At 57.9% G+C, this 12,934-nt stretch carries 10 protein-coding genes; 8 read left to right on the top strand and 2 right to left on the bottom strand.

The window, feature by feature from the left end; translation table 11 throughout:
• The first annotated feature begins 25 nt into the window (after positions 1-25).
• Complete coding sequence (locus QDI87_RS02325) at positions 26-706, top strand: class I SAM-dependent methyltransferase (RefSeq protein WP_278742119.1); 681 nt, start codon at positions 26-28, stop codon at positions 704-706.
• 294 nt (positions 707-1,000) lie between these two features.
• Here the strand turns inward: QDI87_RS02325 and QDI87_RS02320 are convergent, their stop codons facing one another.
• Positions 1,001-2,767: an ATP-binding protein gene (locus tag QDI87_RS02320; protein WP_278742118.1), complete on the bottom strand. Its 1,767-nt coding sequence runs from the start codon at positions 2,765-2,767 to the stop codon at positions 1,001-1,003.
• 313 nt (positions 2,768-3,080) lie between these two features.
• On the opposite strand from QDI87_RS02320, the gene QDI87_RS02315 reads away from it, so the two are divergent.
• The 4 genes from QDI87_RS02315 (at position 3,081) to QDI87_RS02300 (ending at position 8,244) form a co-directional block, all read left to right on the top strand.
• Positions 3,081-5,009 carry an OPT family oligopeptide transporter gene (locus QDI87_RS02315; protein ID WP_278521274.1) on the top strand — a complete coding sequence of 643 codons (1,929 nt, stop codon included), beginning with the start codon at positions 3,081-3,083 and terminating at the stop codon, positions 5,007-5,009.
• 150 nt (positions 5,010-5,159) lie between these two features.
• Positions 5,160-6,047 carry an EamA family transporter RarD gene (gene rarD, locus QDI87_RS02310; protein ID WP_278521273.1) on the top strand — a complete coding sequence of 296 codons (888 nt, stop codon included), beginning with the start codon at positions 5,160-5,162 and terminating at the stop codon, positions 6,045-6,047.
• A 330-nt stretch (positions 6,048-6,377) separates the two neighbouring features.
• The gene (locus QDI87_RS02305; RefSeq protein WP_278742117.1) at positions 6,378-6,902 is read left to right on the top strand and encodes a MazG nucleotide pyrophosphohydrolase domain-containing protein; all 525 of its coding nucleotides are present in this window, start codon (positions 6,378-6,380) and stop codon (positions 6,900-6,902) included.
• 115 nt (positions 6,903-7,017) lie between these two features.
• A complete protein-coding gene (locus QDI87_RS02300) occupies positions 7,018-8,244 on the top strand; it encodes a transposase (protein WP_255240975.1) in 1,227 nt (408 codons plus the stop codon).
• Positions 8,245-8,644: 400 nt separating this feature from the next.
• Here QDI87_RS02300 and QDI87_RS02295 read toward each other — a convergent pair whose 3' ends face one another.
• Entirely contained in the window at positions 8,645-9,295 is a 651-nt protein-coding gene (locus QDI87_RS02295) for a class I SAM-dependent methyltransferase (RefSeq protein ID WP_255240976.1), read from the bottom strand.
• Positions 9,296-9,484: 189 nt separating this feature from the next.
• Between QDI87_RS02295 and QDI87_RS02290 the strand changes: the two genes are divergently transcribed.
• The 3 genes from QDI87_RS02290 (at position 9,485) to QDI87_RS02280 (ending at position 12,847) form a co-directional block, all read left to right on the top strand.
• Complete coding sequence (locus tag QDI87_RS02290; protein WP_278742116.1) at positions 9,485-10,462, top strand: Gfo/Idh/MocA family protein; 978 nt, start codon at positions 9,485-9,487, stop codon at positions 10,460-10,462.
• 172 nt (positions 10,463-10,634) lie between these two features.
• Positions 10,635-11,198, top strand: coding sequence for an alkyl hydroperoxide reductase subunit C (gene ahpC, locus QDI87_RS02285; RefSeq protein WP_255240978.1), 564 nt, complete (start codon positions 10,635-10,637; stop codon positions 11,196-11,198).
• The gene (locus QDI87_RS02280; RefSeq protein WP_255240979.1) at positions 11,198-12,847 is read left to right on the top strand and encodes an FAD-dependent oxidoreductase; all 1,650 of its coding nucleotides are present in this window, start codon (positions 11,198-11,200) and stop codon (positions 12,845-12,847) included. The genes ahpC and QDI87_RS02280 overlap by 1 nt, the downstream gene beginning before the upstream one ends.
• Positions 12,848-12,934: the final 87 nt, after the last annotated feature.

Here is a 12,934-nt window from a genome sequence, read left to right as displayed (position 1 = left end):
GGCAGTGCGAAAGGTGAGGGATAAGATGGAACGCAAACAGATCGTGCACAATGCGTATGCGGTAGTCGGACAGCTCTCCAAGGGCTATGATGGCATGATGAAGAACGAGAGCTTGCTCGGCAGGCTGGCCAACCGCTTTTTCTGGCAGCTCAGCGGCTCGCGCTATGAGTCGTTCGTCCGGCAGGCGTTCCAGGGTATCCCGAAGGGCTTTTCGGGCACGCTGCTCGAGGTGCCGGTCGGCACGGGCGTGCTCTCACTGCCGCATTACCATAGGATGAAGTCGGCGAAGATCGTCTGCCTCGACTACTCGGAGCAGATGCTGCAGCAGGCGATGACATCGCCTGCTGCGCGCGGCCTGCATCAGGTGGAGTTCGTGCGCGGCGACGTCGGCACCCTGCAGTACCTTGACGGCTCATTCGACTGCGTGCTTTCGCTCAACGGGCTGCATGCGTTCCCGAACAAGATGGCCGCATTCCATGAGACGTACCGCGTGCTCAAGAAGGGCGGCACGTTCACGGGCTGCTGCTACGTCAAGGGGCAGAACCGGATCACGGATCTCTTCGTGCAGGCGTTCTGCGTGCCGATGGGGTTCTTCACGCCGCCGTTCGATACGGCAGAGAGCCTCGAGGAGCGGCTGCGCAGCATGTACCGCGAGGTCAAGGTCACGCGGACGGGGTCGTTTGCGGGATTTGTCTGCAGGAAGTGAGTGAAAAACGAGAGGGGCTAGAGCGGGGGCGAGGGGATACCTGCCGGCTTCGTCGCTCCGCTAAAATGGTCCCCATGCGGATGCGAGAGGCATTGATGGTTCGCCGCCTGCCGCGGCGCTTTGACATCGCAGAGCCTTTGACACGGTCTGCTTGGGGACCAGCCCGGCGGGCAGTCACTGCGCTCCTGCAGGCGGCAGGCATCCCCTCGCCCTGAGCAGCGTTGTACGTTTCTAGTGTAAATAGAACAGGCTTCCATCGTAAATGATTCGATGGAAGCCTATTTTTGTGTCCTGTTAGGATTTCGTTGTGAGGGGGAAGGTCAGGGTGAAGGTGGTGCCTTTCTCGAGCTGGCTTGTTACTTCGATGGTGCCGTCGAAGAGTTCGACGAGGAATTTGACGAGGGAGAGGCCGATGCCGTTGCCGCCGGATTTGCGGGCGCGGGCTTTGTCGACGCGGTAGAAGCGGTCAAAGATGCGCGGGAGGTCGGCGGGGCCGATGCCGATGCCGTTGTCGGCGACGGTGAGCTCGAGATGGTCGGCGACCTGCCGACTCTTCAGGTGGATGGTGCCGCCCTCTGGGGTGTACTTGATGGCGTTCTCAGTCAGGTTGTAGAGGATCTGCCCGAAGAGCTCGGGGGCGGCGAGGACGTAGAGGGGGATGGGGGCGGGCTCTTCGATGAGGGTCTGCCCCTTGCTCTTTGCCTTGGCCTGCAGCTGCTCAGCGGTCTGGTGCAGGATGGTGTTGACCTCGACGGGGATGCGCTTGATCTTGGTCTTGCCGTGGGTGCTGTCGAGGCGGGCGAGCTCGAGTAGGCCTTTCATCAGACTGTTCATGCGCTGGGCCTCGCGGTAGATGATGCCGATGAAGTGGCGGCTGGCCTCGGGGTCTTTGAAATCGTCGTCTAAAAGGGTCTCGGCGAAGCCGGAGATGGAGGTCAGCGGGGTGGCGAGCTCGTGGGCGGCGTTGCTGACGAACTCGGATTGACGCTGGTGGATTTCCCTCAGCAGAGAGATGTCGTGGAAGACGGCGAGCACGAGCTCGTCGGGGCCGTCGTAGAAGGGGGCGAGGAAGACCTGGTATGTCTTGCTGCGGATGGTCAGCGTGATGGTCTGCGCCTTGCCCTGGCGGCAGACTTCCTGCGCGGTCTCGGAGAGCTCTGCGCTGCCGATGACGTGGATGCTGTGGCGGTGCAGGGCATTCCCCTGCAGCTGGAAGTCCTCTTCAGCCTGCCGGTTCGTGTCGACGATGAGGCCGCGTTCGTCGATGAGCATGATGGCGTTGTCGGTGTGGTTGAGGATCAGGCTCATCTTGTCGGCCTCGGCCTGCGACTCCTGGATCTTGGCGGAGAGGTTGCGCGTCAGCTGGTTGATGGTCTGCACGAGGGTGTCGAACTCATCACCGCTCTGCCACTGCAAGCGCTTGTGGAGGTTGCCGCTGGCGATCTCCATGGCGTCGAGGCTCAGGCAGCGGATGGGCTGGACCTGCCGGTGCGCGAGCCAGATGGCGATGATGAGCGCGGCGAGCAGCGCGAAGAAGAGGGCGGAGAGGATGACGCGCAGGCCCGTGTGGTACGACTGTTCCATCGAGACGAGTGAGGAGGATGTGCGGATGATGCCGATGAGCTGGCCGCCCCGGTAGACCGGGACCGCGACGTACATGAGGTTCTCGTGCAGTGTCTCGCTCTGCCGGATGGCGAACCCGTAGGGCTCCGTCATGGCCTGCTGGACTTCCTCGCGGTCGAGATGGTTGTTCATGGTCTGCTCCGGGTCGGCCGTGTCGCCGAGGACGGCGCCATCGGCGTCAATGACGGTCACGCGCAGGTCGGTCTTCTCGTGGAGCTCCTGCAGCGTCGTGTGGAGTCCGAAGATGTCCCTGCTGTAGAGCTGGTCCTCCAGTGATGTCTCGATGATCTTTGCGTTGAGGATCAGGGCGTTTTTCTCCTGCTGCATCGTGTAGTCGCGGAAGTAGTTGAGCAGCAGGATGCCGAGCAGTGAGAGGGAGACGAGCACGATGAGTAAAAATGAAGTGACGAGGCGCCTTGTGATCTTGGAATGGAACATAGGTACATCTTCTTTCTATTTTCTGTCCACTTTCTGTCCACTTATTTTGCGTTCTTTCTGTTTTTTTATTCGACAGAGGCGTGGCTTTTCCTTCTATGTCTCGTTTTGAGATTGATATTGTCCATTGGTGAGATACAATATCTGTACACATAGAAAAGACAGTTGCAACTATTTCACCGGTGATATAGGCTGTATCACCTTGTATACATGCGAATCCGGCGTTTTACATTCTTGACAGACATCCCGCCCTGGCGTAAACTGTAGTAGTGCTGTTATCCATGATGAGTGGACAGTGCGGATTAGGGGGATTTGTATGTCAGATGAAAACAAGACGCGGCGTCCGTATGCACCACGGATGTCGCCCCATCAGACGTACGAGGAGATCAACTCGTACGTCGTGTTCTGGGGATTATTTTTCTCGGTGCTCTTTGCTCTGGCGGTCGGCTATCTCTGCCTGAAGATCGGGCAGACGGTCGATGCCTTTGCACCGGTGTCGGTGCTGGCCATGGGCATGGCGGTACTCTTTCACCGCAGGAACGCCTTCCCGGAGACGGTCCACATCCAGGCCATCGCGAGTGCCGGTACGAATATCATCGGCGGCGCGATGTTCATCCTGCCGGCGCTCTACATCCTGAACATCGAAGATGTCTCGTTCCTCGAGATGGCCATCCCGATCGTGCTCGGCGGTGTGCTCGGCGTCTTTTTGGCGACGGTCTTCCGCCGCTACTTCTGCGAGGAGATGGACGGTGTCTACCCGTTCCCGTCGGGCAGTGCGGCGGCGGAGGTGCTCGAGTCGGATGAGGGTTCGAAGGCTCACATCATGCTCGTGAGCGGTGCGGTCGCGCTCGTCTACGACTTCGTGCTCAACTCACTCGGCTGGTGGCAGGAGCTCCTGACGACGACGACGTTCCACTGGGGCCAGGTACTGGCAGACAAGTACAAGCTCGTCTTCAGCCTCGACAACGACGCGGCGCTGCTCGGCATCGGCTACTTCACGGGCCTGCGCTATGCGGCCATCATCGCGGCTGGCTCGTTCTTCTCGTGGCTCGTCTGCATCCCGGTCGCCTATTATCTCGGCGGCGACCACACGATGGTCGTCGGCGGCGAGACGATGCTGCTCGCCAATGCACCGGTCGACGCGGTCTTCTCGCAGTACGTCCGCCACATCGGCATCGGCATGCTCGCGATGTCGGGCATCATCGGACTGCTCTCGATGTCGGGCGTCGTCGTCCGCGTCGTCAAGCGCGCTGTCGCAGACCTCTTCTCGAAGGGCGCTTCTTCCTCGGGCATGCTGCTGCGCACGCAGCAGGATCTGCCGATGACGCAGATCGTCTTCGGCAGCCTGCTCATGACCATCCTGTTTGCCGTCTTCTTCCATGTGATGTGCGCCGAGAGCCTGACGCAGACCGTCATCGCGTTTGTGCTTGTCATGCTCTTTGCGCTGATGCTCTCGGTCGTCGGCATCAGCTCGATTGCCTTCACGGGCAATGAGCCGGTCTCCGGCATGACGATTTTCATGATCATCGTCTCGGCTGTCGTCATGGGCGGCGCGGGCATGGCGGGCAAGACGGGCATCATCGCGATCCTCATGATGGCGTCCTTCCTCTGCGCGACGCTCGCCGTCTCGGGCAACTTCATGTCGGAGCTCAAGGTCGCCTACATCACGGGCGCGACGCCGAAGAAGATGCAGCAGTGGCAGCTCGTCTCCATCGTGCTCGCGGGCGTTGTCTCGGTCGGCGTCGTCTTCCTCATGCACCACGCCTACGGCTTCACGGGCGAGGGGGCGCTGGCGGCACCGCAGGCCAATGCGATGGCAGCTATCGTCAAGCCGATGATGGACGGCGGCGACGCGCCGTGGCCGCTCTACATGGCAGGCGCATTCTTCGCGGTCCTGCTCTGGATGATGAAGATCCCGCCGCTCGCCTTTGCGCTCGGCTCGTACCTGCCGATGGGCATCAACACGCCGGTCCTCGTCGGCGGCCTGATCTCGTACTTTGTCTCGCACAGCAGCGATGACGCAAAGGTCAACGCCAAGCGCCTCAGCGAGGGCAACACGGTCGCCTCGGGCTTCGTCGCGGGCGGCGCCATCGGCAGCCTCATCAGCGCGATCCTGCACATCGCGGGCATCGACTGGTTTGCCAAGGCCTGGGCCGCCTCGCCTGCCGCGACGTTTGCGGGCATCGTCGCTTATTTCGTGCTCTGCATCTTCCTCTACGCGATGGCCAAGCGCGCAGTCAAGTGATCCCGTCGTTTCCATATCGAAATCCATCGAAATAGCAGTAGAAAGTCAGCCCGGTGCGGTTCTCCGCGCCGCGGGCTGACTTTTGTGCTATACTGATAGGTATGTGTTTTGGATTATCGACTACTGAACAGTCCGAATGGAGGAATACATATGGATCAAGCGCGCCGCACGGGTATGATAGCGGCTCTGTCAACGTATATCATATGGGGTATCTTGCCGCTCTACTGGAACCTGCTCGCGCGGGCGGGGGCCAACGAGATCTTGGCGCACCGCATTGTCTGGTCGTTCTTCTTCATGGTCATCGTGCTCGTCGTGACGAGGCGCTGGCAGAGTTTTAAGGAGGACTGCCGCGCGCTCTGGCAGGACAAGAAGCGCGGCCTGATCCTCCTGCTGGCGGCTTTTATCATCAGCCTGAACTGGCTGACGTATATCTGGGCAGTCAATCACGACCATGTCATCGATACGAGCATCGGCTATTACATCAACCCGCTCATGAGTGTCATGCTGGGCATCCTCTGTTTCCGCGAGCGCGTCTCGGGGCTCAAGAAGATCAGTCTCCTGCTCGCGGCCATCGGCATCGTGCTCATGACGTACCAGCTCGGCAAGCTGCCTTGGGTGGCTGTCGTGCTGGCTGTTTCGTTCTCGGTCTACGGTGCGTTGAAGAAGCAGCTGCACCTCAACCCGTTCTCGAGCATCACGCTTGAGACGATGCTGATGATGCCGTTTGCTGTGCCGTACATCGGCATACTCATGGCGTCGCCTGTAAACCACTTCTCGCTGGCGACGCCGGACCTTGCTCTCTTTCTCATGGGGACGGGCGTGGTGACGGCGGTGCCGCTCGTGCTGTTCTCGTACGGGGCGAATCTCCTGCCACTCAATGTGCTCGGTTTCTTCCAGTACATCAGCCCGACGATTGGATTGCTGCTCGGGATTTTCTTCTTCCACGAGTCGTTCGGGATGGCGCAGATCAGCGCGCTCGGTTTCGTCTGGGCGGCAATCGTGTTGTTTACGGTGGCGGAGAGTTTGCGGGGGAGATGAGTCTGGCAAAGCGAGGCGGTCAGGAGTCAGCCTGTCTAACGCTACGCGCAGCGGGCTGAAGCTTCGCTTATAGACAGGCTGACTCCTGACCTTGGGCTCGTGTGCTAGAAGGAGCTTTCGTGTTGCTGTAAATCGAGGCGGACAGAAAGTCCCCATGCCTAACGCTACGCGCAGCAGGCTGAAGCTTCGCTTATAGGTATGGGGACTTCCTGTCCTTGAGCTTGTGTATTGGAAGATGCTTTTGAATGGCAAAATGAGACGGTGAGATGTGAGCCTTGCCTCGGTACGTTTTCGTGTCGTTAAAAAGGTAAAATGAAAGGAAAGACTCTTATGGATGAGGAAAAGAATCGATTGGCGTCGGTCGGGCGGCTTTGTGATATTGTGGCGCGGCTCAGGGGGCCGGGGGGATGTCCTTGGGATGGGGCGCAGACGCATGAGAGCCTGAAGCCTGCCTGCATCGAGGAGGCGGCGGAAGTGCTCGGCGGGATCGATATCCTGCGGGAGACGGGCCGGGCGGAGAATCTCAAGGAAGAGCTCGGCGACCTTCTGTTGCAGGTGGTCTTCCATGCGCAGCTGGCACAGGAGAAAGGCCTTTTCTCGCTGGAGGATGTCGCGCAGGCTGCGGCGGACAAGATGGTGCGCCGCCATCCGCATGTCTTCCACGAGCCGATGCTCGACGATGCGGGCAAGCCGCTGACGGGCTGGAAGGAGATCAAGGCGCAGGAGAAGAAGGGGCGCGAGTGGGAGGATGACTACCTGCCGCACGCGTTTGAGGAGGCCGCTGCTCTGATTGAGCAGGCGAAGAAGAGGAAGGGGATTTCATCATATCGTGGGCAGGAGACCCCGACCTCTTAGGTTGGTGAAGAATGCCCGCTTCCTCCCTTCAATAATAAATAATAGACTTTCAGCAAAAATATGATATAATAATTTTCGATGAAGTAATATAGATTTTAGAAAGGCAGGTGAAAAAATGTCTAACCTAACTAAAACGATAAAACTTCGTATACATGTTACTCCCGAACAAGAGACTCTGTTCCGTCAGATGACTGAACAATACCGTCAGGCTTGTAACTTCGTGTCGCAGTACATCTTCGACAACCGATTTAACATGGTCTACCAAAGTCTCAACAGAGAACTGTACAGTGACCTGCGCAGCCAGTTCGGTCTGAAATCGCAGCTGGCCCAGTCTTCTATCAAGACGACGATTGCCAGATATAAGACGGTAAAACAACAGCTCTTCCAAAATCCCTACAGATATAAGGATGAGAATGGCAACTGGCAACGCATCGCCAAGACATTGGAATGGCTTTGGAAGCCGATATTCTTTACTCGTCCGCAAGCTGATTTGGTCCGTAACCGTGACTACAGCTTCGTTGATGATGGTCAAATCCTATCGATCAACACACTCGGAAAAAGAACCAAATGTACTTTTGAGGGCGAACATTTTGCTGAATACCTCGATGGTTCCTATGACCTTGGAACAGCAAAACTGGTCGAACTCAAAGGTTTATGGTATCTCCACATTCCCGTAACCAAAGCTGTCGAAGATTTTCAGAAAGAAAACGTTCGTCACGTTGTCGGTATTGACCGTGGATTACGTTTTTTGACCGTTAGCTATGACGAGCAGGGCAAAACTGAATTCGTTTCTGGTAGGAAGATTGCCACTAAGCGTCATAAATTTCAGGAAGTCCGCCGCCAGCTCCAGTCTAAGGGTACAAAATCAGCAAGGCGTAGACTCAAAGCCATTTCTGGACGAGAGAACCGTTGGATGTCTGATGTAAACCATCGGATTTCTAAGACACTCGTTGAAAAATACGGCAAAGATACGCTGTTTGTGCTTGAAGATCTGACTGGTGTTAGCTTCGAAGCGTCCAATCTTTCAAAAACTGCGAAACAAAATTACGACCTGCGCAGCTGGGCGTTCTATCAGTTGGAGCAATTCCTGACCTATAAAGCTCATGAAAATCGTTCCGAAGTTCTGAAGGTATCTGCTAAGTATACCTCTCAACGTTGTCCCAAATGCGGTACGATCCACAAGGAAAACCGTGACCATCACAAACACTTATATCGTTGCCAGTGTGGCTACGAATCTAACGATGACCGTATCGGAGCTATGAATATCCAACTCCTCGGAACGATGTGGATTTCCGGAGATAACCATCCTCGTTACGAAAGAATAACAACTGCTTCGGAGTAAACTCCTTAGCAAAGCGGGTGTTGTCAGCCACCCGATGATGTAGGCGGATTTAGGAAGACATCTTTTCGATTTCGTTAGTACCTATGCAGTTCCGACTTACAAGCTCCCACCTCAAACGCCGAAGGCGTTAGGTGGGGGTAGTTGACCATGATACGCGATATTGTACGCGATGTGTTTTTCCTCGCGTAGCCGTCGGCTTTAGCGGAGCGCAGGGATGTGGCGATGAGGCAGGCATTACTTTTTGGTCGTGCAGGACAGCAGGGAATGGCCGGGCAACGTTGCGCCCAGCCATTCCCTGCTGTCTCCATCATTCTGGCAGGATTATGCTGCTTTCTGTTGACATCGGTGCTGGCGCCTCTTCTATCATTTGCATGGAAAACATTTGCATGGAAAAGGCGCTTTACTTTGTTCCCTCGATGCAGATCCATCCATGCTCTTCTTCGATGTGGACGGCGACAGAGCGGAAGCCTGCGGCGCGGAAGATGGCCTTGAAGGTCTCTGGCGTCGGATTGTAGAGGTGATAGTTCTTGATGTTCTCCTGGACTTCGGCGCTGAGGCCCGGATGGTCGTAGATCTCGGAGATGAGCAGGAAGGTGCCGCCCTGCTTGAGGACGCGGCGGACTTCCTTGAGGTTTTCGGGCGGATCGGGCCAGAAGTAGAAGCTCTCGACCGTCGTGATCTTGTCGAACGCATCGTCGGAAAACGGCAGTGCTTCGACCGAGCCCTCGCAGACCGTCATCTTGCCGGCGGCGATGTCGTCAGCATTCGTCTGGCGTGATGTCTCGACCGACGTCCTGGCGTAGTCGACGCCCGTCAGATGGCCGCTCTCGATGTGGCTGCTCATGCGGTGCAGGTTGGCCCCGCCGCCGCAGCCGATGTCGAGGACATCTTCGTCGCCCTGCCAGTGGAAGAAGGAGAGTCCCCAGGCCGTGAGCTCGGCGTGGCTCTCGTTCATGCGCGTGAGCATCTTTTCCCCGGCTTCTCCTGTCGGCTTTGCCGGATTGCCCGCCGTCGTGATCTTTTTCTGCTGCATCATCTCATCCTTTGTCATGTCTGTTCATCCTTTCGACCGGTATCATCGGAGTTCGTTTCAATTTGTTTGTTCTCTTTATTGTAGCGGATAGTGGGCACAAAGGCAAATCCGTGCAGCATCTTGCTTTTGGCGCGCATCCCTGCTATCCTACAAGTGAATCTGCTGAATCTGCAGTATTGTTTTGTCAAGAAAGAGTGGAGGGGTATCATGGCAGTACAGTACAGATGGGCTACGCTCGGCTGCGGCGTCATCGGTCATCAGCTCGCTGAGGCGATGCAGAGGCTCGGCGGCAATCTCTACGCCGTCGGCAACCGCACGCACGCGAAGGCCGTTCAGTTTGCCGAGCAGTACGGCATCGGCAAGGTTTACGACAAGATCGAAGACATGTTCCAGGATCCGGATGTCGACATCATCTACATCTCGACGCCGCACAACACGCATATCAAGTACCTGCGCCAGGCACTCGACGCCGGCAAGCACGTGCTCTGCGAGAAGTCCATCACGCTCAACTACTACGAGCTCGAAGAGGCGGTCAAGCTCGCGATGGAACATCACCTCGTGCTCGCCGAGGCGCAGACCATCTACCACATGCCGATCTACCGTGCGCTGCGCGAGCGCATCGACCGCGGCGACTTTGGCCCGCTGCGCCTCATGACGCTGAATTTCGGCAGTTACAAGCCGTATGATATGAAAAACCGCTTCTTCAACCGCAGCCTCGCGGGCGGCGCCATGCTCGACATCGGTGTCTATGCGCTGTCCTTCGCGCGCTGGTTCATGAGCTCCTGCCCGCAGGAAATCGCCACACAGGTTCTCTACGCGCCGACCGGTGTCGACGAGCAGGCCAGCATGCTCTTGAAGAACGAGCAGGGGGAGATGGCGACCGTCATGCTGTCGCTGCACGCCAAGCAGCCGAAGCGCGGCATGCTCTCCTTTGACAAGGCGTATGTCGAGCTCATGGAGTACCCGCGCGGCGACAGGGCCGTGATCACCTGGACGGAGGACGGCCGCAAGGAGGAGATCGTCGCAGGGGAGACGGCCAATGCGCTCTGCTATGAGATCGAGGATATGGAGCGCACCGTCGCGGGGCAGAAGGATTTCATGCATCTCGACTACACCGTCGACGTCATGGCCCTGATGACGAAAGCCCGCCAGGACTGGGGCATGCGCTATCCGGAAGAGGAATGACAAACGGTCGAGTGTGAGCAGCCATATGGAGCAAGCATATTTTCAAAAATATGCTTGCTTTTTTTGTGGTCACATGGTATGATATTCCTGTAAACGATATTAATTATCATTAGTTAAAACTAAAAACAGTAAGTTAATGGCCCGTTACGGGCATCAAAAGGAGGAGTATCTTATGTCATTGATCAACAAAGAAGTCAGCGAGTTCTCGGTGAAAGCATACCAGAATCATGAATTCCGCACCATCACGAAGGACAATCTTCTTGGCCAGTGGAGTGTATTCTTCTTCTATCCTGCCGATTTTACGTTCGTCTGTCCGACGGAGCTTGAGGATCTGGAGAATCACTACGATGCCTTCCAGAAACTCGGCTGTGAGATCTATTCCGTCTCGTGCGACACGGAGTTCGTCCACAAGGCATGGCACGACCATTCGGAGCGCATCGCCAAGATCACGTATCCGATGGTAGCCGATCCGACGCACGCCCTGGCGCGCGACTTCGAGGTGCTCATCGAGTCGGCCGGTCTTGCAGAGCGCGGGACCTTCATCATCAATCCGGAGGGGAAGATCGTCGCTTATGAGGTCAATGCGGGCAATGTCGGCCGCAATGCCGAGGAACTGCTGCGCAAGGTGCAAGCATGCCAGTTCGTCCACGAGCACGGGGACGAGGTCTGCCCGGCAAAATGGCAGCCGGGTGCAGAGACGCTGAAGCCGAGCCTTGACCTCGTGGGAGCGCTCTGATGGCGGAAGCATCCGCTAAAGCTCCTGCACGGGAGCTTTACGACGTCATCGTGATTGGCGGCGGTCCGGCAGGCCTTACGGCAGCCATCTATCTGGCGCGGGCCTGCTACCGCGTCCTGGTGATTGAAAAGGAACACTTCGGTGGCCAGATCACCATCACCGACCGCGTCGTCAACTATCCGGGCATTGCTTCCATCAGCGGAGCGGCCCTGACGGAGAACATGCGCCAGCAAGCCGAAGCTTTTGGCGCAGAATTCAAGCTGGCCGAGGTCACTGCTCTCGACATGAGCGGCGATATCAAGACCGTGCACACCACACAGGGCATACTCTCCTGCTTCGGCGTCCTGCTCGCTGCCGGAGCGCGCCCGCGCTCTGCAGGTTTTGCCGGGGAGGAAACCTTCCGCGGCCGCGGTGTCGCCTACTGTGCGACGTGTGACGGCGAATTCTTCCGCGGCAAACAGGTCTTTGTCATCGGCGGCGGCTATGCGGCGGCTGAGGAGAGCGTGTTCCTGACGAAGTACGCGTCACATGTCACCTGCCTGGTGCGCGGCGATGATTTCAGTTGTGCCAAGGCTACGGCCGATGAAGCGCGCAATCATCCGGACATCACCGTGCGGACACACACCGTCGTGGAGTCTGTCGAGGGAGATGGCCTGCTGCGCCGTCTGACCTGCCGGGATACTGAGACGGGGGAGGTCAAGACGTATGATGCGGGGAAGGACACGTTTGGCGTCTTCGTCTTTGCCGGCTATGAACCGGCGACCGAACTGGTCCGGGGCATTGCAGACCTCGATCCGAAGGGATATGTGATCACGGACGCGTCGATGAAGACATCCTGTGACGGCCTCTACGCGGCTGGCGACATCCGCATCAAACCGCTGCGCCAGTGCATCACGGCGGCTGGCGACGGAGCGCTGGCTGCGACAGAGCTTGAGCGCTACGCACTGCAGATGCAGAAGAAGACGGGCATCCGCCCGCTGCGCCCTGCTGCTGCCGTGCCGGAGGAACCTGCGGCAGAAGCCGCTTCCAGCCAGATCTTCCAGCCGGAGATCGTCAAGCAGCTGCAGACGGTCTTTGCCCGCATGGACCGCAGCCTGGAACTGCGCCTTTACCTGGATGATTCGGCCAAGAGCGGCGAGCTCGCATCGTATGTGGACGAGCTCGCGCGTCTGACGGATAAGCTCCAGGTCGTGCGCGTGCCGGCGGAGGAGGCGGCTGCCGAAGGCGAGCGCCCCTGCGTCCGCGTCTTTTGCGGCGGCGAGCCTGCCGGTATTGCGTTTCACGGCGTGCCGGGCGGCCATGAATTCACTTCCTTTGTGCTGGGACTCTACAATGCAGCAGGGCCGGGACAGGCCCTGGACGAATCGCTGCGTCAGCGTCTGCTCGACTGGGATACGCCCTGTCATCTGCGCATCTTCGTCAGCCTGTCCTGCACGCTCTGCCCGGAGCTCGTCACAGCAGCCCAGCGCCTCGCGACCCTGAATCCCAGGATTACGACGGATGTCTACGACCTCAATCTCTATCCCTCGCTGCGCGAGGCGTATCAGGTCATGAGCGTGCCGTGCTTCCTCATCAATGAGGACGGTCCTCACTTCGGTAAGAAGACGGCCGCGCAGCTGCTCGACCTGATGGAAGCGAGTCGGGCCTGAGTCCATACCCATATCCATTCCTATTTCAGAACGAGAGGCTTTCTGCCTGCCGGCTGTGCCGGAGGCAGGGGGCCTTTTTCACGTCTG

This window comes from Mitsuokella jalaludinii (assembly GCF_928722185.1).
GTDB lineage: Bacteria > Bacillota > Negativicutes > Selenomonadales > Selenomonadaceae > Mitsuokella > Mitsuokella jalaludinii.
Note: the sequence above shows the minus strand (reverse complement) of the source record. Positions and strands in the feature narration are given on the sequence as shown.